Genomic DNA, 20,659 nt, shown 5'->3' with positions numbered 1-20,659 from the left:
ACGACAGCGCCCCTAAGGTGAACCCGCTTTTGCGGCATGTCCAGTGCTCAGATCAGGGATTTTGTCTTGAGGCGAATTCCAGTGTAGTCGGGGCCGGAGAGATGGCTGGATGGATACGTTACAAACCTTGTGGGAGCGGGCTTGCTCGCGAAGGCGTCGGGTCAGTCGCCCTGTTCGTGATTGATCCACCGCCTTCGCGAGCAAGCCCGCTCCCACAGGGGAAATGTGTTGTTACTGCTTTTCCGGTGGCAACTCTGGCAACGCACGCAGCGCGGTTTCATACCACTCGGTATTGAACGCGCGGTCTTCGTCGAGCATCGCGTCGATTTCGTAGGCCAGCACGTGGGCCATCAGATTCAGGAGGATGTCATCACGCTCGTAACCGACCAGCGTCAGCTTGTTGAAGGTTGCCTTGGCCGCTGGCGGGTTGTCGCTTTCGATCTGGTTCTCGATCGCTTCGATCAGCGTCGATTCGGTGAACTCTTCTTCATCATTGTCGATGTCAGTCGGCTCGCTCATGGCAGGCTCCTCAAGGAAAGGCGCCAGTTTACCCGCATTCAGCGGGCGTGATGCTGCTGGCAGGATCACGCCCGGCGATCTATAAACAGTGACTGCCCACCCCGCACGGCCTGGAGGCTATGTGATGTTCAAGCTCTACGGATTCGCTGTCAGCAACTACTACAACATGGTCAAGCTGGCGCTGCTGGAAAAGGGCCTGGCGTTCGAAGAGGTGACGTTCTACCCGACGCCGACCCCGCAATCGCTGGCGATCAGCCCGCGCGGCAAAGTACCGGTACTCGGCGTCGATGCCGGATTTATTAACGAAACCGCGATCATCCTTGAATACCTCGAGCAGACCCAGAAGGGCACGCCGCTGCTGCCGAGCGATCCATTCGAGCGGGCGCAGGTGCTGGCGATCGCCAAGGAAATCGAGTTGTACATCGAACTGCCGGGCCGCGCCTGTTATGGCGAAGCGTTCTTCGGCTCGCCGGTGCCGGAGGCGATCAAGGAGAAAACCAAAGCCGAGCTGCTGCTGGGTTTCGCGGCACTGGGCCGCCACGGCAAATTCGCCCCGTACGTGGCGGGCGACAGTTTGAGCATCGCGGATTTGTATTTCCTGTACAGCGTGCCGCTGGCGTGTGCGGTCGGGCAGAAACTGTTCGGGATCGATTTGCTGGCAGAGATGCCGAAAGCCAAGGCGCTGCTGGAGCGGCTTGAGCAGAATCCGCACGTGCAGAAGATTGCAGCGGACAAAGAGGCGGCGATGCCGGCGTTTTTGGCGATGATCGCTGCCAAGAAGTAAGTTTTTTGGCGTTCTGAAGGACGCATTCGCGAGCAAGCCCGCTCCCACTGGGGATTTCGTTGGTCACAATGTTGTGTTCAACATCAATCCAAATGTGGGAGCGGGCTTGCTCGCGAAGCTTTTGACCTTTAGCGGCTGGCGATGAGGGCCTGACCGCGAACCACCGCTGCCTTGACCTGCGCCGGCGCAGTCCCGCCGATATGGTCACGGGCATTCACCGAGCCTTCCAGGGTCAGCACGGCGAACACGTCCTGCTCGATCTGGTCGCTGAACTGACGCAGTTCTTCCAGGCTCATCTCGGCCAGATCCTTGCCGGTGTCGACGCCGTACTTCACCGCGTGACCGACGATTTCGTGGCAGTCACGGAACGGCAGGCCACGGCGCACCAGGTAGTCCGCCAAGTCGGTCGCGGTGGAGAAACCACGCAGGGCCGCTTCACGCATGATCGCGTGTTTCGGCTTGATCGCCGGGATCATGTCGGCAAACGCCCGCAGCGAATCGCGCAGGGTGTCGGCGGCGTCGAACAGCGGCTCTTTGTCTTCCTGGTTGTCCTTGTTGTAGGCCAGTGGCTGGCCCTTCATCAGGGTCAGCAGACCCATCAGGGCGCCGAACACGCGGCCGGTCTTGCCGCGAACCAGTTCCGGCACGTCCGGATTTTTCTTTTGCGGCATGATCGAGCTGCCGGTGCAGAAGCGGTCCGGCAGATCGATGAACTGGAACTGCGCGCTGGTCCACAGCACCAGCTCTTCGGAGAATCGCGACAGGTGCATCATCGCGATGCTCGCGGCCGAGCAGAATTCGATGGCGAAATCGCGATCGGAAACGTTGTCCAGCGAGTTGCCGCCCACGGCGTCGAAGCCCAGCAGTTGCGCGGTGTATTCGCGATCGATCGGGTAGGTGGTGCCGGCCAGCGCGGCGCTGCCCAGTGGCATGCGGTTGGTGCGCTTGCGGCAGTCGACCAGGCGCTCGTAGTCGCGGCTGAGCATTTCGAACCAGGCCAGCATGTGATGCCCGAAGGTCACTGGCTGAGCAGTTTGCAAGTGAGTGAAGCCGGGCATGATGCTCGCCGCTTCACGTTCGGCCTGCTCCAGCAGGCCTTTTTGCAGGCGGGTGATCTCGGCCAGGATCAGGTCGATCTCGTCGCGCAGCCACAGGCGGATGTCGGTGGCGACCTGGTCGTTGCGGCTGCGCCCGGTGTGCAGTTTCTTGCCGGTGATGCCGATGCGATCGGTCAGGCGCGCTTCGATGTTCATGTGCACGTCTTCGAGGTCGACGCGCCAGTCGAACTGGCCGGCTTCGATTTCGCCCTGAATGGTCTTCAGGCCGTCGATGATGCTGTCGCGCTCGGCATCGGTCAGCACGCCGACCTTGGCCAGCATGGTGGCGTGGGCGATCGAGCCCATGATGTCGTGGCGATACAGGCGCTGGTCGAAGGTGACGGAGGCGGTGAAGCGGGCGACGAAGGCGTCGACGGGTTCACTGAAGCGGCCGCCCCAGGACTGATTGGTCTTGTCAGTGCTCATGAATTCGCTCGTATCGGCTTGAAGAAAGAAGGCGTGAAACGCTGGCGCGGATAATAACAGGGTTGCCAATCCTGTCGCTGACACCGGTCGATACGTTTTTTTCTCATCTGCTCATTCATAGTCGGCGCCGTCTGTGGGGGATTTGCGCAAGGATATTTTTCGATTGAGCAATATCGGCCCGGCAAGCGTCTACAGTTGGACATAAGGGTCGGCGCGACTGCGGATCGCACAAAGGTCCGGACGCCGACTATAAGAAGAGGGGGTGGGTGGTTTTGTCCTTTGGCATACCCCTTGAAAAACGCAGGAAACAGCGGGCTTTGAGCAGTACGACCCGGACACTGGCAAATATTGCTGGCCGACGTACGGCACTTTTTGGCGCTCGGGCTAGTCTTAGCGTGGATCGCGGTGACGGACGTCACTTCACCTGTCTACGCTATCCTTGTGCGAGACTCACGCAGGAATCCAGCGCAATATGAATGTCCTGATCGTTGATGACGAACCACTGGCTCGCGAGCGCCTAAGCCGAATGGTAAGCGAGCTCGAGGGTTATACAGTCCTGGAGCCCAGCGCCACGAATGGCGAAGAGGCGTTGGCGCTGATCGACAGCCACAAGCCGGATATCGTGCTGCTCGATATCCGCATGCCGGGCCTCGATGGCCTGCAGGTCGCTGCCCGTCTGTGCGAACGCGAAACGCCACCGGCCGTGGTGTTTTGCACCGGCCCCGATGAATTTGCCGTGGAAGCCCTGCAGGCCAGCGCCGTGGGCTATGTGGTGAAACCCGTGCGAACCGAACATCTGCATGACGCCCTGAAACGGGCTGAACGTCCCAACCGGGCGCAACTCTCGGCCCTGACCCGTCCCGCCGCCGAAAGCGGTAATGGCCCGCGCAGTCACATCAGCGCCCGCACCCGCAAAGGCATCGAGCTGATCCCGCTGGATCAGGTGGTCTATTTCATTGCCGATCACAAATACGTGACCCTGCGCCATGAAAGCGGCGAGGTGCTGCTGGATGAGCCGCTGAAAGCCCTCGAAGACGAATTCGGCGAGCGTTTCGTGCGTATCCACCGCAACGCGCTGGTCGCCCGTGACCGCATCGAGCGTCTGCAACGCACGCCGCTGGGGCATTTCCAGCTGTTCCTCAAAGGCCTCAATGGTGATGCGCTGATCGTCAGTCGTCGACATGTGGCCGGTGTGCGCAAGATGATGCAGGGCCTCTGACCCGGCCTTCGCGCTTGGTTTCACTTTCTTCTACCGGGCATCGCAGGCCAGGGAGGCCACGCCGTTTCTGATTCAAGTCAAAGTGGATTTGGCTGAGCTGTTATTATCCGCCGTATCTATTCAGTACGGATTGATCCATGTCCTCTCGCGAAATCCGCATCGCCACCCGTAAAAGTGCGCTGGCCCTCTGGCAGGCCGAATACGTCAAAGCCCGTCTGGAAGCGGCCCATCCGGGTCTGCTGGTGACGCTGGTGCCCATGGTCAGTCGCGGCGACAAGCTGCTCGACTCGCCGCTGTCGAAAATCGGCGGCAAGGGCCTGTTCGTCAAGGAGCTGGAAACCGCGCTGCTGGAAAACGAAGCCGACATCGCCGTGCATTCGATGAAAGACGTGCCGATGGACTTCCCCGAAGGCCTTGGCCTGTTCTGTATCTGCGAACGCGAAGACCCGCGCGATGCTTTCGTTTCCAATACCTACGCCAGCCTGGATGCGCTGCCTGCCGGCGCCATCGTCGGCACCTCCAGCCTGCGGCGACAGGCGCAGTTGCTGACCCGTCGTCCTGATCTGGAAATCCGCTTCCTGCGCGGTAACGTCAACACTCGTCTGGCCAAGCTCGATGCCGGCGAGTACGACGCGATCATCCTCGCGGCGGCCGGTCTGATCCGTCTCGGTTTTGAAGACCGCATCACCTCGGCCATCAGCGTCGATGACAGCCTGCCGGCCGGTGGTCAGGGCGCCGTCGGCATCGAGTGCCGCAGCGCCGACACGCAAATCCACGCCTTGCTCGCACCGTTGCATCACGCCGACACCGCTTCGCGCGTGACCGCTGAACGTGCCCTCAACAAACACCTGAATGGCGGCTGCCAGGTGCCGATTGCCTGCTACGCCGTGCTCGAAGGTGAGCAGTTGTGGTTGCGTGGGCTGGTGGGCGAACCGAGTGGTGGCAAGCTGCTCAGCGCCGAGGCGCGCGCGCCGCGTGCCGATGCCGAGACGCTGGGGGTGAAGGTTGCCGAAGACTTGCTCAGCCAGGGTGCCGACGACATTCTCAAAGCGGTGTATGGCGAGGCAGGTCACGAGTGACTGGCTGGCGCCTGCTGCTGACGCGCCCTGCGGATGACTGTGCGGCGCTGGCCGCGGTGTTGGCCGGACAGGGGATTTTCAGCAGTTGCCTGCCGCTTCTGGACATCGCGCCGCTGCCGGTCTCTGACAAGATACGTCAGGCGCTGGCGCAGCTGCCGGGTTGCAGCGCGGTCATCGTGGTCAGCAAGCCGGCGGCGCGGATTGCGCTTGATCTGCTGGACGCTCATGGGCTTCAGTCGCTGTCGATGCCGTGGTTCAGCGTCGGTGCGGCGACCGCGCAGATTCTTCGCGATCACGGTCTCGACGTACACTTTCCCGCCGACGGCGATGACAGTGAAGCCCTGCTGCAATTGTCGCGTCTGCGCGAGGCGGTCACCGAGCCCGGCGCGCAGGTGCTGATCCTGCGTGGCGAGGGTGGCCGCGAGCTGCTCGCCGAGCGCCTGCGCGCGCTTGGTGCTAGTGTCGAGTATCTGGAGTTGTATCGGCGTGACCTGCCGGCCTACCCGCCGCAAGAGCTGCCGCGGCGCATTGCAGCGGAACGCTTGAACGGGCTGGTGGTCAGCAGTGGACAGGGTTTCGAGCACTTGCGCCAGATGGCCGGCGATGCCTGGCCTTCAATTGCGCAGTTGCCGTTGTTTGTGCCAAGCCCAAGGGTTGCCGAGCTGGCACATGCGGCCGGGGCCCGAACAGTTGTGGATTGCCGCGGCGCGAATGCCGCGGCTTTGCTGACGGCGTTACGGGAGCATCCCGTGCCCGTTCTCTAATGCAAAGGATGGATACGTGAGCGAAACAGCCTTGCCTAAAGATGATGTCCAGCCTGTGATCGATGCCCAGGTTGAAACTCCACCGCCGGCCAAAGAGCCGCGCCGAGGCAACGGACTGGCCATTGTCGCCCTGTTGCTCGGCGCTGCCGGCGTGGCGATCGGTGGCTGGGGTGTCTGGCAGGTGCGTCACCTGCAGAGCAACACCGCACAGCAGTCGGATCAGGTGCAGGCGTTGAACGATCAGGCGCAGAGCCTCAAACTCAACGAACAGCGTCTGACCGAGCGCCTCGCGCAATTGCCCGGTGCCGATGAACTCGCCGAACGTCAGCGTCTGGTGACGCAATTGCAGGGGGATCAGCAGCGCCTCAATCAGCGTCTGGAAACCGTTCTCGGCGCCAGCCGCAAGGATTGGCGTCTGGCCGAGGCCGAGCATCTGCTGCGTCTGGCCAGCCTGCGTCTGTCGGCCTTGCAGGACATCAGCAGCGCCCAGGCGCTGGTGCAGGGTGCCGACGAAATTCTGCGTGAGCAGAACGATCCCGGCTCGTTCGCCGCCCGCGAGCAAGTGGCGAAAACCCTCGTGGCGCTGCGCAGCACCGAGCAGCCGGATCGCACCGGTCTGTTCCTGCGCATTGGTGCCTTGCGTGATCAGGTCATCGAACTGACCGAGCTGGCGCCTGAGTACAAGGATCGCGGCGAATCGCTGCTGGGCCTGACCGCTGACGGCGATGGCGCCAGTCGCTGGGCGCAGTGGTGGGATCAGGTGTCGCGTTACATCCGCATCGATTTCAATGCCGACAAGAATGTGAAGCCACTGCTGGCCGGGCAGAGCCTGAGTCAGGTGCGTCTGGCCCTGAGTCTCGCGCTGGAGCAGGCGCAGTGGGCTGCGCTCAATGGCCAGGCGCCGGTCTACACCCAGGCACTGACCGAAGCGCGGGACGTGCTCAAGGGCAATTTCAATCCGGACAATCCGCAGAGCAAAATCATGCTTGAACAGGTTGCCGAGCTGAGCCAGCAACCGGTCACCGTCAAGACGCCGGACCTGACCGGCACGCTGAGTGCGGTGCAGGCTTATCTGGAGCGCCGTAACGTCAACGCTGAAGAGTCGGTCAAACCGTTCGCCAAACCTGCCGCCAACACCGCGCAGGAGACCACGCCATGAAACGCCTGTATGTGATCGTGTTTCTGGTGATCGCGGCGACGGCGGCACTGGGCCTGGCGATTGCCGAACACTCCGGGTACGTGTTGATTGCCTACAAGAGCTTCCGCTACGAGGCCAGTCTGTGGGCCACGCTGGGCCTGATCGCGGTGTTGTGGCTGCTGATCTGGGGGATCAAGGCCTTGGTCGAGCTGGTCATGGCCTCCAGTGGCGTGGTCAATCCGTGGTCGCGCCGCAACCGCAGCCGGCGGGTGCAGGTGGCCATCGAACACGGGCAGCTGGATCTGGCCGAAGGTCGCTGGGCCAGCGCGCAACGTCATCTGTCTCGCGCCGCCGAGGCCGAGCGCCAGCCGCTGTTGTATTACCTCGGCGCGGCACGCGCGGCCAACGAACAAGGCAAGTACGAAGAGTGTGATCAGTTGCTTGAACGTGCGCTGGAGCGCCAGCCTCAGGCCGAATTGGCGATTGCCTTGAGCCATGCGCAGTTGCAGACCGATCGTGGTGACACCGACGGCGCTCTGGTGACCCTGCAGGCGATGCACGAACGGCATCCGCATAACGTGCAGACCCTGCGTCAGTTGCAGCGTCTGCATCAGCAGCGCGGCGACTGGTCGGCGGTGATTCGCCTGTTGCCGGAGCTGCGCAAGGACAAGGCTTTGCCTGCGGCCGAACTGGCTGAACTGGAGCGGCGTGCCTGGGGTAACAACCTGTCCCTGGCGGCGCATCGGGACGAGGACGGCAAGGTCGGTCTGCAGTCACTCACTCGTGCCTGGGAGCAGTTGACCTCCGCGCAGCGTCAGGAGCCGGCGCTGGTGCTGGCATACGCCGAGCAATTGCGTCAGTTGGGTGCTCAGGTCGAAGCTGAAGAAATCCTGCGCAGCGCCCTCAAGCGCAAGTACGACAGCCATCTCGCGCGTCAGTATGGCCTGGTGCGCGGCAGCGATCCGGCGCGTCAGTTGCAGGCCGCTGAAGGCTGGCTCAAGGAGCATCCAGCGGATCCGAGCCTGTTGCTGACCCTCGGTCGTCTCTGTCTGCAAGCCAGCTTGTGGGGCAAGGCACGGGATTACCTGGAAAGCAGTCTGCGAGTGCAGCGTAACCCGGAAGCCTGCGCCGAGCTGGCACGTCTGCTTGCGCAACTGGGTGACACCGAGCGCAGTAACCAGCTGTTCCAGGAGGGTCTCGGATTGCTGGATGAGCGTCTGCTGGCCGCGCCGTTGCCGGTGCCGGTTCACGCCTGATATCGCGAGGGAGCATGCTCCCTCGTTAACGTTCAGTGAGCGAAAAATTACCTGTGGCGGGCGTCTTGGGCAAAGTCCTACAACGGACTACACCTATTCCTCTCGCACCTGTCGGGTTTTCCCTACACTTCTGGTGAACTGTCGCCAAGGCCCCGCCTTGAAAGGCTGACAAGCTTTCCTCTACCGTAACTGCCTGTCTCCACTGTTACGGAAAAGCCATGTCGTTGGCCTGTTCACGCTCCTTGTTTTTCACGGCTTTCACTGCAGGGGCCATGGCCCTGGGAGCTTCCTATTATCTCGAGTATGCGGTCGGGCTGACGCCCTGCAGCCTGTGCCTGGCGCAAAGGTTTTTCATGGCGTTGCTGACGTTCTGTTGCGGGTTGGCGGCGGTCCACGGCCCACGGCGTGTCGGCCTGTCGCTGTACTGGGTCGCCGCGCTTGGCCTGAGCCTGGGCGGGACGACGGCGGCCTGGCGACAGGTGTTGTTGCAGAGTGACCCGTTGATGCAGATGACGAGGTGCGCGCCTGATGCCGAAGCGTTGTTCAGCAACCTGCCGTGGTTGTGTGCAACGTTGCGGATGCTTAGGGGCGGTGTAGATTGCGCAGAAATTTCCTGGACGCTGTTCGATTTGAGCATTCCGGAATGGAGCCTGCTGTTCTTTGTGGCGATGTCGATCCTGGCGGTCTATCAATTGCTGCGGCTGGTCTGGAGCGCTCTGCAGCGACCGCTCAGCGGCGAAGCGTCGCACCACACGCTGGTCAGGGATTAAACACTTGTATGAACTTTATCTCCTGCGTACCTTGAAGCCATAGGCGTGCGGGCATAATCTGGCCCGCACGTGTCATTGGATTTATGTTGCTCGATGACGCTCTGCCCGGTCGGCCCCCAAGCGATAACAGCCAGAAGAGGGGCGCGGGTGTAGAGCAGCATGACCCACAAGGGAAGAGAGATCGCCATGCTCGAAAGTTGTCAGAATGCTCAGGAACGCTGGGGTGGAGTTCATCTGCTGATCGACCGCTGGTTGCAAGAGCGCAAGGAGCTGATCGACGCCTACGATAATCTCGGTGCACAGCCTGAGTCGCTCTCCGAGAGCCGCAAGCCTCTGCAGGAGTTCTGTGGCGTGCTGGTCGATTACGTGTCGGCCGGGCACTTCGAGATCTACGAACAGCTGACCGGTGAAGCCAAGGCCTTCAACGACAAGCGCGGCCTCGAACTTGCCGAAACGCTCTATCCGCGAATCGACGTCATCACCGAAAAACTCCTCGCGTTCAACGACCTTTGCGATGAAGGCAAATGCGTCGCCGAGAAGTTCAAGGAGCTGGGTGGCCTGCTGCACGAACGCTTCGAACTGGAAGACTGCCTGATTGAAGTGCTGCACACGGCACACAAGCAGGAAGATCCGGTTCAGGCTTGATTCGTTTCTCGCATACAAAAAAACGCGGTGCGTCGAAAGCGCACCGCGTTTTTTTATGCCTGCGTGCTGGGTGCGATCAGCTCGTTGCGCCCCGCAGCTCGACCTCAAACACCAGCGGGGTAAACGGCGCAATCAGATCGCCCGCACCGTCAGCGCCGTAGGCCTGATCCGATGGAATCACCAGTCGCCACTTGGCACCCACCGGCATGTTCTGCAACGCAGTACGCCAGCCGGCAATCACGCTGTCGAGGCTGAACCATTGCGGCTGAGTGTTCTGATCGAACACGGTGCCATCCGGCAGTCGTCCGACATACAACACCTGGACTTTTCCATCGGGGCCGGCCTTGGCACCGGTGCCCGGTGTCAGCTCGGTCAGCAGGATGCCGTCGGCCAGTTCCTTCACGCCCGGTTTGGCTTTTTCGGCGGTGAGAAAACGTTGTTCGTTTTCCATCGCGGCGTCGCTCGACGGCAGCGATGAGTGCTCGGCGTTTTGCGATTCATGATCGGCCAGGATCTGCTCGATCCGCGCTTCGCTCAGGGCCAGCGGCTTGCCTTGATAGGCCTGCTGCAAACCTTCGACCAATGCCTGAATCTGCAATTGCGGCACCTCTTGGCGCAAGCGTTCACCGAGGCTGGCACCGAGGCTGTAGGCCAGATCGTGAGCATCGTTCGCGGTGGTTTTTTCGTCGGCGTGGGCCACGGAAAAAATCATCCAGAGGGATAAAAAAAGGTAGCGCGACATGGGCACTCTCCGTCCTGAGATGCGGGCGATTATGCCAGCGCGTAGGTCTGCAACGGTGAACTGCTTTTATCTTTGTGCAGAACATTTTCACTTCGTTGCAACGCAACGGTTTCGATACTGTCAAGATGACCTAGCGGCGGTAACTGCAGAGGTCTAGTATGAGCCGCACTCACGTCAGCCAGGAGGTAAACCATGTCGGCCACCAAGAAGCCTGTAAACACTCCGTTGCACTTACTCCAACAACTCTCGGGCAGCCTGCTCGAGCATTTGGAAAACGCTTGCTCCCAAGCCTTGGCTGATGCTGAAAAACTGCTCGCCAAACTGGAAAAGCAACGCGGCAAGGCGCAAGAAAAACTGCACAAGTCCCGCACCAAATTGCAGGACGCCGCTGCTGCCGGTAAAGCCAAGGCACAGAACAAGGCCAAGGCTGCCGTCAAAGAACTTGAAGACCTGCTCGATGCGTTGAAGGATCGTCAGTCCGACACTCGCGGCTACATTCTGCAACTCAAGCGCGATGCCCAGGAAAGCCTGAAACTGGCCCAGGGTGTCGGCCGGGTGCAAGAGGCCGCCGGCAAAGCGCTGTCCTCCCGCGCCGCCAAACCAGCAGCAGCGCCTGCGAAAAAAGCGGCAGCCAAACCTGCTGCGGCGAAAGCCCCGGCGAAAACCGCTGCGGCAAAACCGGCAGCCAAACCAGCAGCCAAGGCACCGGCTAAAACCGCCGCCAAACCTGCTGCAAAAACCGCAGTGAAAAAACCGGCTGCGGCGAGCGCTGCGAAACCGGCCGCACGTACTGCCGCTGCCAAACCTGCAGCGGCCAAACCGGCTGCCAAGCCAGCAGCAAAACCTGCTGCGCGCAAAGTCGCTCCGGCAAAAACCGCTGCTGCTAAACCTGCTGCCAAAGTAGCGGTAAAACCGGCTGCCAAACCGGCCGCGAAAAGCGCTGCGGCAAAACCGGCAGTCAAGACTGCGGCCAAACCGGTCGCGGCAAAACCTGCTGCCAAGGTTGCTGCCAAACCAGCGGCCAAGCCTGCCGCTAAAACCGCTGCCAAACCTGCAGCAGCAAAACCTGCGACCGCTGCAGCCAAGCCTGCCGCCAAACCAGTAGCCGCAAAGCCAGCCGCTAAACCAGCCGCCAAGCCAGCTGCCAAACCTGCCGCGAAAAAACCGGCCGTTGCCAAACCAGCTGCCGCCAAGCCGGCGACTGCACCGGCTGCCAAGCCAGCCGCTCCGGCGCCGGCCGCCGCGCCTGCTCCAGCCGCTTCCACCTCGACCACCACGACTGCGCCAACGCCAGCCGCTGCGTCGAGCGCCAGCAGCAACCCGACCAGCGCTTCCTAAGTGCCGGTTGCCGCGACGCGCAGCACTTGCAGCGCGTCGCGGTTCGGGCTGGCGGCCGATCCCGTCAGACTCTCCAGCCACTCCCCCGACGCTGATGCGTCATCGCGCGGCCAATCCTGCGCAACCTGTTCCAGTTGCCACAGCAGATGCCGTTCGGCTTCCAGCTCCAGCGCCTTCATTTGTGCTCGCAGCCCCTTGAGCACCGGATCTTCCTCGGCCAGGGTTTTCCACTGAGTACGCAACGCACGCAGTGGCTGCACCACCTCCGCATCCCACGGCCCCACCAGCGTTTTCAGCTGCTGCACGCGCTGTTCGTCGCAGGCCGCGCCGCGCTGCTCCAGCCATAAACCGCACAGCAGCAGGCAGACATTGGCCCCCGCCGCTTGCAGTTGCAGGCAGGCAGGTTCCACGCCCGGTCGGGCGTAGGTGGCAAGGGAAAAGCTCCACAGGTCAGAGGACATCGTGCTACTCGCGCCAGTTGTGAGCGAAGCTGGTAGACTCCGCCGCCATTATGATCCGACTTCAGAACCTGACTTTACAGCGTGGCCCGCAACGTCTGCTAGAAGACGCCGAGCTGACCCTGCACGCCGGCCACAAAGCCGGCCTCATCGGTGCCAACGGCGCCGGCAAATCCAGCCTGTTTGCCTTGCTGCGCGGCGAGTTGCACCCGGACTCGGGCGATTGCCTGCTGCCGGCCGACTGGCGAATCGCGCACATGCGCCAGGAGGTCGACACCCTCGAACGCCTGGCGGTCGACTATGTGCTCGATGGCGACCTGCGTCTACGCGAGGTGCAACGTGACCTCGCCGTGGCCGAAGCGGCCCACGATGGCACGGCTCTGGCCCGTCTGCACGCCGAACTCGACAGCGCCGACGGCTATACCGCCGATGCGCGGGCGCGCAAGTTGCTGGCCGGTCTCGGTTTCACCAATGAACAGATGGATCGTCAGGTAGGAGATTTCTCCGGTGGCTGGCGGATGCGTCTGAACCTGGCGCAGGCCTTGATGTGTCCGTCGGACCTGTTGCTGCTCGACGAACCGACCAACCACCTGGATCTCGACGCGATCATCTGGCTCGAAGAGTGGCTGAAAAGCTACCCGGGCACCCTGCTGCTGATTTCCCACGATCGCGACTTCCTCGATGAAGTGGTCGATCACGTGGCGCATGTCGATCAGCGCAAACTGACCCTCTATCGTGGCGGCTACACCGCGTTCGAACGCGCCCGTGCCGAACGTCTGGCCCAGCAGCAACAGGCCTACGAGAAGCAGCAGGCGCAACGTGCGCACATGGAAAGCTACATCGCCCGCTTCAAGGCCCAGGCCACCAAGGCCCGTCAGGCGCAGAGCCGGATCAAGGCGCTGGAACGCATGGAAGAGCTGTCGGCGGCCCACGTCGATTCACCGTTCGACTTCGTGTTCCGCGAATCGACCAAGATCTCCAGTCCACTGATCGACCTGTCCGATGCGCGCCTGGGTTACGGCGACAAAACCATCCTGGAGAAGGTCAAGCTGCAACTGACCCCGGGTGCGCGGATCGGTCTGCTCGGGCCGAACGGTGCCGGTAAATCGACCCTGATCAAGAACCTCGCCGGCGAGCTTGAACCGCTGGCCGGGCGCCTGACCCGTGGCGAAAACACCGTGGTTGGCTATTTCGCCCAGCATCAGCTCGACTCGCTGGATGCCAAGGCCAGCCCGCTGCTGCACTTGCAGCGTCTGGCGCCGACCGAACGCGAGCAGACCCTGCGCGACTTCCTCGGCGGTTTCGATTTCCGTGGTGCACGCATCGACGAGCCGGTGCTGAATTTCTCCGGTGGCGAGAAAGCGCGTCTGGCGCTGGCATTGATCGCCTGGGAACGGCCGAACTTGTTGCTGCTCGACGAACCGACCAACCACCTCGACCTGGAAATGCGCCTGGCGCTGACCATGGCGCTGCAGGAATTCAGCGGCGCGGTATTGGTGGTGTCTCACGATCGGCACTTGCTCAAGAGCACCACCGACAACTTCTACCTGGTCGCGGACGGCAAGGTCGAAGAGTTCGATGGCGACCTCGAAGACTACGCGCGCTGGCTGGTGGAATATCGTCAACGCAATGCGCCGGTCAGCAACACCCCGGTCAACCCGGACAAGACCGACAAAAAGGCCCAGCGCCAGGCCGCTGCTGCATTGCGTCAGCAACTGGCACCGCACAAGCGCGAGGCCGACAAGCTCGAAGCCGAACTGGGCAAGCTCCACGAAAAACTCGCCAAGGTCGATGCCAGCCTCGGTGACAGCGACATCTACGAGCCGGCGCGCAAGAACGAATTGCGTGATCTGCTGGCAGAGCAGGCCAAGCTGAAAGTGCGCGAAGCCGAACTGGAAGAAGCGTGGATGGAGGCACTCGAAACGCTGGAAAGCATGCAGGCGGAGCTGGAGGCGCTGTCCTGATGGAAGCGTTCAAGCTGCCGCTGCCGGCGATGTGGGTCGAGCCGATCTGGCTCGGCGTGCAGATTCTGCTGATCCTGTTGGCCGGTTACTTCGCTCAACGTGTCGTCGCTCGATTCCTCACCCGCCTGGGCGAGCGCTATCCGTTTCCGCCGCAGTTGCTGATGCCCCTGCGTGGCGTATTGCGCTGGCTGATCATGGGCAGCGCGGTGATTTTTGTGCTGGAGCGCCTCGGCGTATCGGCCACGGTGTTGTGGACGGCGCTGTCGGGTTTCGTCGCGGTGGCGGCGGTGGCGTTCTTCGCCATGTGGAGTGTGCTGTCGAACCTGCTTTGCGCGATTCTGATCTTCACCGTCGGCCCGTTCCGCCTGGGCGATGTGGTCGAGCTGGTGGACACCACCGACAAGCCGGGTGTCAAAGGCCGGGTGGTGGCGATCAATCTGCTCTACACCACGCTGGTCGAAGCCGAGGAGCTCGGGACGGGCAGCGCCATGGTGCAAGTGCCGAACAGCCTGTTCTTCCAGCGTTCGGTGCGGCGCTGGCGCGGGAGTGATGTGTTTCCTTCGAGCGGTTTCGAGAAGTAGTCCTCGGGCGTCTGATCTGACGCCTTCGCGAGCAAGCCCGCTCCCACATTGGATCTGTGATCGACACAAATCCAATGTGGGAGCGGGCTTGCTCGCGAAGAGGCCATCAGCCGCGCCCGAACCCTCCAGCAAAAATCGGTAGTCATCCGCGCCAAAGCGCATTAGCTTTGACGTCTTGTCACGAGCATGAGTCGAGGTGTGCGATGGAGCTTCAAACATGGCTGGCATTCTTTGCCGCCTGCTGGGTGATCAGTCTGTCCCCGGGCGCGGGCGCCATTGCGTCGATGTCCAGCGGTCTGCAATACGGTTTCTGGCGCGGTTACTGGAACGCCCTCGGCCTGCAGATCGGCCTGGCGGTGCAGATCGCGATTGTCGGCGCCGGTGTCGGCGCGATCCTCACCGCATCGGCCACCGCATTCCACGCGATCAAATGGTTCGGTGTGGCGTATCTGGTCTATCTGGCGATCAAGCAGTGGCGTGCGCTGCCGATGGACATGAGCGATGACGCGGCGGTACGGCCGATCGGCAAGCCGCTGGCGCTGGTGTTCCGTGGGTTTCTGGTGAACATCAGTAACCCCAAGGCGCTGGTGTTCATGCTCGCGGTGTTGCCGCAGTTCATCAATCCCCACGCACCGCTGCTGATTCAGTATGTGGTGATCGGTGCGACCATGATCTGCGTGGATCTGATTGTCATGGCCGGTTACACCGGGCTGGCGTCCAAGGTGCTGCGCCTGTTGCGTACACCGCAGCAGCAGAAACGCATGAACCGCACCTTTGCCGGGCTGTTCATCGGTGCGGCGGCGTTCATGGCGACGTTGCGTAAAGCGGCGGTGTAAAACCCGCAGGCAGAAAAAAGGCGACCTCTTGAGGTCGCCTTTTTATTCCTACTGATTTCTCCAGTGAACTCCGCTGTAGCGAGGGGATTCATCCCCGATGGGGCGCGAAGCGGCCCCGCTCTTGACCTGACAAGAAGGGGCCTGCTGCGCAGTCCATCGGGGATGAATCCCCTCACCACAGAGTTATTCACTCAGCCGGTCAGTGCAAAATCACCGGCGCGGTATCACGCGGCAGATTGTTGCGCTGCTGCGCCTCACGCGGCTGCTCGTAACCGCCGCCACCGAGCTGCATGCTCAGTTGCCCGGCCACGTCCTCACCCAGCGCTTTCGAAACTTCACGTACCACGCGAGGGCGATTCAGCGAGATCTTGATGTCGCGGCCGTTCACCAGTTTGGTGTCCTGCGCTTCGCCCATTGCCGTGAAGGCCGAGGTGATCTCGTAGGTCTTGGTGTTGATCAGGCTGAAATCCGCCACCAGCGTCAGGCCCAGCACCGCCGAATAACTGTCGGTGTGCGCCAGCTCGTTCATGTCCTGGGTGAAGTCGATGTCCGACACGGTGCCGAACAGCACGTAGTCGGCACCCTTGAAGTTGCCGGCCTTGATGCGCTTGATCACGTCGTAGACGTCACCCTTGGACGACGCGGTGTACGGCGTGCCCTGCACCAGCTGGAACATGCCGGTGCGGAGGATCTCGCCCTTGATGTCGCCGGTGAATTTACGCAGCTCACCTTGTTCGATGTAGCTGGTGGTCGCTTCCAGCTCGTTGTAGTTCGACGAACCACTGGAGCTGTAGTAACCCTCGCGGTAATTGTTCTGCGCCGAAACGATGTGGATGTACTGCTCCACCCGTTCCTGATACGCCAGATCCGTTACCGCGACTTTCGGGGCCGCTTGCACGCTGAACGCGCAAGCCAGGGCCATCATGCCAATCCATGCGCGCATCAATTAACGCTCCGTGGTTTTGCGGATCTCTTTTTCGTCCATCCACTCGGCCAGACCGCTTTCGACGTCGATCAGTTGCAGGCTGAATTTGTAGAAGACGTCCTTGTAGTCGCTGCTGCGCTTGACGATCGAGCTGATCGAGCCTTCCAGACGGTATTTGGCGGCGATCATGTTGCCGGTCTTGGCCACGGTGCTCTTCTTGTACAGGCCGCTCTGGTTCTGCAGCTTGAGCTGGTCGACCTGGCTCTGCATCGCGGTGTTGTCGCTGGCGAAGCGGGCGGTGCCGGACTTCATCAGCTGAGTCTTGATGCTGGTGGTGATTTCGCGGGTATCGATGTACTCGCTGGTCTTGTTCTTCACGTCGTAAACCTGCACCACCGGGCGGCCCTGCAGAATGCCGGACTGGGCCAGCGAGCGGGTCATCGATTCGGCGATCATTTGCAGGTCGGTCGAGCCGAATTCGTTGGTCACGGTTTCAACCGCTTTGGTGTCGCCGTAGCTGATGTTCTTGCTGCCCAGGGTCGGCGAGGTGTTGGCGCAACCGGAAGCCAGCAGGGCGAGGACAGCGATCAGGGAAAAGCGTGCAAACATGGGAATGCTCTCTAAAACAGGAATAGGGTGGCGGACTTAAGGCGTCTTGAGTTCGAGACGGAAATCCACGGCTTTCGGGGTCGGGGCGATGCCCTGGATGAAGCTGGTCTGAGCGCCGTACATCATCTGGCTTTTCCAGACTTCTTCTTCGGCGATCGGGAAACCTTCCGGGCCCAGCCAGGCGAAACGGTAGTAGAACGTCTTGTTGCTGTTGAGGGTGTTGGTCAACTGCACATTGACGGTCATGAAGCCGTTCTCTCGGGCGACGCGCATGGCGCCGACTGCGATGTGTTTCTGCGGACCCATGGCAACGACCTTGCTCGCGGCGCTGCCCGGCTCAGGAGGTGGCGGGGTGGCGCAGCCGCTGGCCAGCACGGCGAGGGCGGCAACGGTGAAGAGTTTGAAGCGCATGCAAAGACTCCGTTCTTAAGGTTGTTTGAGGCTGGCGACGTTGGTCGCGCCGGCGCTCGGAATGACGTGGGCGGCGACGCCACCGGCAAATACCTGATTTCCCACGGCACGCAGGCTGATCACTTGATAACGCTGATCGACGGTGACCTTGACCAGCGAGCCGCCGACAGCGCTCGGCAGACTGACTTGATGCTCGCCTTTCTTCAAGCGCAGACGCACCACTTGGGTGTTGTCCGGCAGGGTGCGCCACGTACGGGTATCGGCACCTTCCAGCACCGCTGAAGAAATACCCACGGCGAGACCGGCCAGCGGGTTGGTTTCGTTGATCTTCTTCTGCGCCACACCTTTGGTGATCGCGCGCACGGTGGTGCGCACGATGATCCCCGGCATGTCATCGCGCAGGGCGCGGCGCGACATGGCGGTGGTGCTGTTGAGGGCGGTCAGGTTGACTTGCTGGCCATCGACGCCAATCTGCGTGAATGGTGCGGTAGAGGTGTCAGGCTTGATGATCGGGAACGACAGCGGGGTGATCACCACGTTGTTGGAGATCGGCAATGGCAGCGGCACGCGGATCGAATCACGCGAGGGTGCCAGACCGCTTTGCACGACGATCAGGATATCGCTGTCGTCGGACTTGCTCGGCTTGTCGAGGTTGACCAGCGCCTGCTCCAGCAGCGGGGTGTTCGGGCGCAGTTCGGCCGCCTTGCGGTAGCCCGGCGCAGCCAGGTCTTTCTCGCCCAGGGCTTCGTAGACGAAACCGGCCAGGTAATGGCTGAACGCACTCTGGTAGCTGTTTTTCAGGCTGACCACTTCTGGCGCGTCGAGGCTGGCGACCGGGTAGCCTTGCAGATCCTTGTACTGAGTCTTGATGCCTTCTTTCTCGGCCTCTTCCTCACTCTTGAGGTATTCCTTGTCGCGCAGGTCGGCGATCACCGCTTCACGTTCGTGAGTTTTCTTGATCGCGGTGCGGGCGCCATCGAAGTCATTGACTGCCAGCAGGTTGAGGGCCATCTGCGTGGTCAACATGACTTTTTCGTAGTCGTAGCCTTCGTAGCGACGCACCTTGTCGTTGACCAGGAAGCTGCCGAACTGAGCCAGGTATTTACCGGTGTCGAGCTTGACCGAATCTTCCCACTGGCCAACCACCTGATCGGCGCTGGTCCAGGCGTTCTGGCTGCCGGACAGGTCGCCCTTGGCGCGCAGCAACTCACCTTTCTCGAAGTAATAGAGCAGGTCTTTGTCCGGACCGGTGTTGTTCTTTTCCAGCAGGCTCAGCGCGGCGTCGACGTTGCCGGTGGCCAGTTGCTGGTTGGTCTGGGCCAGTTCCGAATCGTAGTTGCGAAACGCCGAACAGCCGGACAGCAGAGTAACCGCGCTGAGCGCGATCAAGGTGGGAGTGCGCAATGCCATGGGGGTACTTCTTCCCTGAGCTAGAAACTGCATCAGCCGCCGGTGCTGGTCGGGCTGGTGTGACCCATCGACAGTGGCGCTGGCCTCCTGCCAATTCCTCATAACCAGAGGAGCTTTTATGCCGCGTCGCTATAGCGCGGGCGCGGCATTATAAGCGGGCGATGCTGGCCATGTAATAGCTTTTTAATCGCACTTGTTAGTTTGGTGCCATTACTCCTCTGCATTATCTGACACCTTTCGTTCATGGCGTTTCGGGCAGGACCAATGCCGATCCGATGTAATAGTTCTGGCCCATGAATACCCGCAGGTTGAACACTTGATGGCTGCGGTCGACGCGTACCGTGAACCCGTCTTCTGCACGAAAATACGGAAAACGCACGCGGTGCAGGCCTTTTTTCAGGCGCAGACGGGCGACCAGGGTTTTGTCCGGCAGCGTGCGCCAGGTTCTAGTGTCAGCCTCTTCAAAAGGATCAGGATCGGTCACCACCAACGACGCCTTGGACGGATCGCGCTCGTTCTTTTGCGCCTGGCTGATGGCGGCCATGTTGGCGCGGAACATGGCGCGAGAGATGATCGCCGGCATGTCATCGCGCAAGGTGCGGATGGCCATGTCCGACACGCTGTTAATCATGGTCAATGGGTGCTTTTTACCGTCGACGAGGATCTGGGTCACGCCAGGTGTGAGGGTGTCGGGCACCATCACCGGGAACGAGATCGGTGCAACAATCGTCAGGTTTTCGTTCAGCCGCACCGGGATCGGCACTTGCACCGAACTGCGTGCCGGGGCGAAACCGGCCTGGACCACGATCAGAATCTCGCTTTCATCGGCTGCCGGTCCGGGTTTGTCCAGGTTGCGCAAAGCGTTTTCGAGCAGCGGCACGCCCGGGCGCAATTCGATCGCCTGTCGATACCCCGGCGCTGCGAGCGCGCGTTCGCCCAGCGCTTCATAAGTGAAGCCGGCCAGATAATGGCTGAATGCACTCTGGTAGCCGTTCTTCAGCTCAAGCACTTGCGGGGCATCGAGGATGGCCACCGGATAGCCTTCCAGATCCTTGTAGTGCAGGGTGATGCCCTGTTGCGTAGCTTGCTCTTGCGCTTCTTCGTATTGCCGCTCCCGCTGGCGGGCGATCAGAGTTTCGCGCTCGTGGGTTTTCTTGATGTCGGCGCGGGCCCCGTCGAAATCGTTTTCCGCCAGTTGGTTGAGGGCCATTTCGGTGGTCAGCATGACTTTTTCGTAGTCGTAGCCTTCGTAACGCTGCAGCTTGTCATTGACCAGCATGGTGCCCATTTCATTACCGAAACGGGTCAGCAACTTCATGCCTGCGGAGGGCACGGCTTCTTCGCGCTGAAAAATCATCCGGTCAGCACTGCGCCACGCTTCCTGGCTTTTTGGCAGGTTGGTGCCGGCGCTGAGGATCGCGCCGCGTTCCATGAAATACAGCAGATCCTTGTCTTCCCAAGGATTGTGCAGCTCCATCAGATAAAGCGCTTCGTTGAGATTGCCCTGCGCCATCTGATCGATGGTCTGCTGCATTTCCTGATCGTAATTGCGGTAAGCGGCGCACCCACTCAGTTGCATGATGAGGCTAAGCAGCAGGTAGAGCGGCAGGCAATGGCGCATGGAGACGGGTTCTTCCTTGAACGGCAAAAGCACGGAGGTGACGCATTATAGGGGCGCTTTGCTGCTG

General features: G+C 61.3%; 21 protein-coding genes. 12 read left to right on the top strand and 9 right to left on the bottom strand.

Annotated elements, in window-relative coordinates; all coding sequences use genetic code 11:
• Positions 1 to 231: 231 nt before the first annotated feature.
• A complete protein-coding gene (locus tag E3Z29_RS01155) occupies positions 232 to 519 on the bottom strand; it encodes a hypothetical protein (protein ID WP_134784946.1) in 288 nt (95 codons plus the stop codon).
• Positions 520 to 643: 124 nt separating this feature from the next.
• Between E3Z29_RS01155 and E3Z29_RS01150 the strand changes: the two genes are divergently transcribed.
• Entirely contained in the window at positions 644 to 1,303 is a 660-nt protein-coding gene (locus E3Z29_RS01150; protein WP_134784945.1) for a glutathione S-transferase family protein, read from the top strand.
• Positions 1,304 to 1,431: 128 nt separating this feature from the next.
• Here the strand turns inward: E3Z29_RS01150 and argH are convergent, their stop codons facing one another.
• Positions 1,432 to 2,826 carry an argininosuccinate lyase gene (gene argH / locus E3Z29_RS01145; protein ID WP_027610449.1) on the bottom strand — a complete coding sequence of 465 codons (1,395 nt, stop codon included), beginning with the start codon at positions 2,824 to 2,826 and terminating at the stop codon, positions 1,432 to 1,434.
• A gap of 472 nt (positions 2,827 to 3,298) precedes the next feature.
• Here argH and E3Z29_RS01140 point away from each other — a divergent pair, with 472 nt between their 5' ends.
• The 7 genes from E3Z29_RS01140 (at position 3,299) to rsd (ending at position 9,697) form a co-directional block, all read left to right on the top strand.
• On the top strand, positions 3,299 to 4,045 hold the full coding sequence (locus E3Z29_RS01140) for a LytTR family DNA-binding domain-containing protein (protein WP_003229385.1): 747 nt from the start codon (positions 3,299 to 3,301) through the stop codon (positions 4,043 to 4,045).
• Between the two features lie 137 nt (positions 4,046 to 4,182).
• The gene (gene hemC, locus E3Z29_RS01135) at positions 4,183 to 5,124 is read left to right on the top strand and encodes a hydroxymethylbilane synthase (RefSeq protein WP_103483673.1); all 942 of its coding nucleotides are present in this window, start codon (positions 4,183 to 4,185) and stop codon (positions 5,122 to 5,124) included.
• Positions 5,121 to 5,888, top strand: coding sequence for a uroporphyrinogen-III synthase (locus tag E3Z29_RS01130; RefSeq protein ID WP_134784944.1), 768 nt, complete (start codon positions 5,121 to 5,123; stop codon positions 5,886 to 5,888). Before hemC ends, E3Z29_RS01130 begins: the two co-directional genes overlap by 4 nt.
• 16 nt (positions 5,889 to 5,904) lie before the next feature.
• Positions 5,905 to 7,047, top strand: coding sequence for a uroporphyrinogen-III C-methyltransferase (locus tag E3Z29_RS01125; RefSeq protein WP_134784943.1), 1,143 nt, complete (start codon positions 5,905 to 5,907; stop codon positions 7,045 to 7,047).
• Positions 7,044 to 8,282, top strand: a complete 1,239-nt coding sequence (locus E3Z29_RS01120) for a heme biosynthesis protein HemY (protein WP_098966222.1) — start codon at positions 7,044 to 7,046, stop codon at positions 8,280 to 8,282. The genes E3Z29_RS01125 and E3Z29_RS01120 overlap by 4 nt, the downstream gene beginning before the upstream one ends.
• A gap of 218 nt (positions 8,283 to 8,500) precedes the next feature.
• Entirely contained in the window at positions 8,501 to 9,052 is a 552-nt protein-coding gene (locus E3Z29_RS01115; protein ID WP_098966221.1) for a disulfide bond formation protein B, read from the top strand.
• 186 nt (positions 9,053 to 9,238) lie between these two features.
• A complete protein-coding gene (gene rsd / locus E3Z29_RS01110) occupies positions 9,239 to 9,697 on the top strand; it encodes a sigma D regulator (protein ID WP_098966219.1) in 459 nt (152 codons plus the stop codon).
• Between the two features lie 76 nt (positions 9,698 to 9,773).
• Here rsd and E3Z29_RS01105 read toward each other — a convergent pair whose 3' ends face one another.
• Positions 9,774 to 10,439 carry an FKBP-type peptidyl-prolyl cis-trans isomerase gene (locus E3Z29_RS01105; protein ID WP_098966218.1) on the bottom strand — a complete coding sequence of 222 codons (666 nt, stop codon included), beginning with the start codon at positions 10,437 to 10,439 and terminating at the stop codon, positions 9,774 to 9,776.
• 192 nt (positions 10,440 to 10,631) lie between these two features.
• Between E3Z29_RS01105 and E3Z29_RS01100 the strand changes: the two genes are divergently transcribed.
• On the top strand, positions 10,632 to 11,777 hold the full coding sequence (locus E3Z29_RS01100) for an AlgP family protein (RefSeq protein WP_134784942.1): 1,146 nt from the start codon (positions 10,632 to 10,634) through the stop codon (positions 11,775 to 11,777).
• Here the strand turns inward: E3Z29_RS01100 and E3Z29_RS01095 are convergent.
• Positions 11,774 to 12,238 (bottom strand): TIGR02444 family protein, encoded by a 465-nt coding sequence (locus E3Z29_RS01095; protein ID WP_098966214.1) that lies wholly within the window; start codon positions 12,236 to 12,238, stop codon positions 11,774 to 11,776. The genes E3Z29_RS01100 and E3Z29_RS01095 overlap by 4 nt on opposite strands.
• Before the next feature lie 50 nt (positions 12,239 to 12,288).
• Here E3Z29_RS01095 and E3Z29_RS01090 point away from each other — a divergent pair, with 50 nt between their 5' ends.
• The 3 genes from E3Z29_RS01090 (at position 12,289) to E3Z29_RS01080 (ending at position 15,616) form a co-directional block, all read left to right on the top strand.
• Positions 12,289 to 14,199 (top strand): ATP-binding cassette domain-containing protein, encoded by a 1,911-nt coding sequence (locus E3Z29_RS01090; protein ID WP_027610459.1) that lies wholly within the window; start codon positions 12,289 to 12,291, stop codon positions 14,197 to 14,199.
• Positions 14,199 to 14,780, top strand: a complete 582-nt coding sequence (locus E3Z29_RS01085; RefSeq protein ID WP_134784941.1) for a mechanosensitive ion channel family protein — start codon at positions 14,199 to 14,201, stop codon at positions 14,778 to 14,780. The genes E3Z29_RS01090 and E3Z29_RS01085 overlap by 1 nt, the downstream gene beginning before the upstream one ends.
• 203 nt (positions 14,781 to 14,983) lie before the next feature.
• A complete protein-coding gene (locus E3Z29_RS01080) occupies positions 14,984 to 15,616 on the top strand; it encodes a LysE family transporter (RefSeq protein ID WP_027610461.1) in 633 nt (210 codons plus the stop codon).
• Positions 15,617 to 15,815: 199 nt separating this feature from the next.
• Here E3Z29_RS01080 and E3Z29_RS01075 read toward each other — a convergent pair whose 3' ends face one another.
• From E3Z29_RS01075 to E3Z29_RS01055, 5 genes are all read right to left on the bottom strand, one after another.
• Positions 15,816 to 16,559, bottom strand: a complete 744-nt coding sequence (locus E3Z29_RS01075) for a hypothetical protein (protein ID WP_027610462.1) — start codon at positions 16,557 to 16,559, stop codon at positions 15,816 to 15,818.
• Between the two features lie 3 nt (positions 16,560 to 16,562).
• Positions 16,563 to 17,150, bottom strand: coding sequence for a penicillin-binding protein activator LpoB (gene lpoB, locus E3Z29_RS01070; RefSeq protein ID WP_003229365.1), 588 nt, complete (start codon positions 17,148 to 17,150; stop codon positions 16,563 to 16,565).
• A gap of 36 nt (positions 17,151 to 17,186) precedes the next feature.
• The gene (locus E3Z29_RS01065) at positions 17,187 to 17,561 is read right to left on the bottom strand and encodes a YcfL family protein (protein WP_134784940.1); all 375 of its coding nucleotides are present in this window, start codon (positions 17,559 to 17,561) and stop codon (positions 17,187 to 17,189) included.
• A 15-nt stretch (positions 17,562 to 17,576) separates the two neighbouring features.
• Positions 17,577 to 18,971 (bottom strand): COG3014 family protein, encoded by a 1,395-nt coding sequence (locus tag E3Z29_RS01060; RefSeq protein ID WP_134784939.1) that lies wholly within the window; start codon positions 18,969 to 18,971, stop codon positions 17,577 to 17,579.
• Positions 18,972 to 19,212: 241 nt separating this feature from the next.
• Positions 19,213 to 20,592, bottom strand: coding sequence for a COG3014 family protein (locus E3Z29_RS01055; protein ID WP_134784938.1), 1,380 nt, complete (start codon positions 20,590 to 20,592; stop codon positions 19,213 to 19,215).
• Positions 20,593 to 20,659 lie beyond the last annotated feature (67 nt).

Source organism: Pseudomonas sp. S150 (assembly GCF_004526365.1).
Classification (GTDB): domain Bacteria; phylum Pseudomonadota; class Gammaproteobacteria; order Pseudomonadales; family Pseudomonadaceae; genus Aquipseudomonas; species Aquipseudomonas putida_A.
This window is presented reverse-complemented; position numbering and strand designations above follow the sequence as displayed.

Excerpts from the sequence above, each read along its gene's own strand:
- E3Z29_RS01155 (WP_134784946.1), bottom strand. The coding sequence starts at position 519 with ATGAGCGAGCCGACTGACATCGACAATGATGAAGAAGAGTTCACCGAA.
- E3Z29_RS01150 (WP_134784945.1), top strand. The coding sequence starts at position 644 with ATGTTCAAGCTCTACGGATTCGCTGTCAGCAACTACTACAACATGGTC.
- argH (WP_027610449.1), bottom strand. The coding sequence starts at position 2,826 with ATGAGCACTGACAAGACCAATCAGTCCTGGGGCGGCCGCTTCAGTGAA.
- E3Z29_RS01140 (WP_003229385.1), top strand. The coding sequence starts at position 3,299 with ATGAATGTCCTGATCGTTGATGACGAACCACTGGCTCGCGAGCGCCTA.
- hemC (WP_103483673.1), top strand. The coding sequence starts at position 4,183 with ATGTCCTCTCGCGAAATCCGCATCGCCACCCGTAAAAGTGCGCTGGCC.
- E3Z29_RS01120 (WP_098966222.1), top strand. The coding sequence starts at position 7,044 with ATGAAACGCCTGTATGTGATCGTGTTTCTGGTGATCGCGGCGACGGCG.
- E3Z29_RS01115 (WP_098966221.1), top strand. The coding sequence starts at position 8,501 with ATGTCGTTGGCCTGTTCACGCTCCTTGTTTTTCACGGCTTTCACTGCA.
- rsd (WP_098966219.1), top strand. The coding sequence starts at position 9,239 with ATGCTCGAAAGTTGTCAGAATGCTCAGGAACGCTGGGGTGGAGTTCAT.
- E3Z29_RS01105 (WP_098966218.1), bottom strand. The coding sequence starts at position 10,439 with ATGTCGCGCTACCTTTTTTTATCCCTCTGGATGATTTTTTCCGTGGCC.
- E3Z29_RS01100 (WP_134784942.1), top strand. The coding sequence starts at position 10,632 with ATGTCGGCCACCAAGAAGCCTGTAAACACTCCGTTGCACTTACTCCAA.
- E3Z29_RS01095 (WP_098966214.1), bottom strand. The coding sequence starts at position 12,238 with ATGTCCTCTGACCTGTGGAGCTTTTCCCTTGCCACCTACGCCCGACCG.
- E3Z29_RS01090 (WP_027610459.1), top strand. The coding sequence starts at position 12,289 with ATGATCCGACTTCAGAACCTGACTTTACAGCGTGGCCCGCAACGTCTG.
- E3Z29_RS01085 (WP_134784941.1), top strand. The coding sequence starts at position 14,199 with ATGGAAGCGTTCAAGCTGCCGCTGCCGGCGATGTGGGTCGAGCCGATC.
- E3Z29_RS01080 (WP_027610461.1), top strand. The coding sequence starts at position 14,984 with ATGGAGCTTCAAACATGGCTGGCATTCTTTGCCGCCTGCTGGGTGATC.
- E3Z29_RS01075 (WP_027610462.1), bottom strand. The coding sequence starts at position 16,559 with ATGCGCGCATGGATTGGCATGATGGCCCTGGCTTGCGCGTTCAGCGTG.
- lpoB (WP_003229365.1), bottom strand. The coding sequence starts at position 17,150 with ATGTTTGCACGCTTTTCCCTGATCGCTGTCCTCGCCCTGCTGGCTTCC.
- E3Z29_RS01065 (WP_134784940.1), bottom strand. The coding sequence starts at position 17,561 with ATGCGCTTCAAACTCTTCACCGTTGCCGCCCTCGCCGTGCTGGCCAGC.
- E3Z29_RS01060 (WP_134784939.1), bottom strand. The coding sequence starts at position 18,971 with ATGGCATTGCGCACTCCCACCTTGATCGCGCTCAGCGCGGTTACTCTG.
- E3Z29_RS01055 (WP_134784938.1), bottom strand. The coding sequence starts at position 20,592 with ATGCGCCATTGCCTGCCGCTCTACCTGCTGCTTAGCCTCATCATGCAA.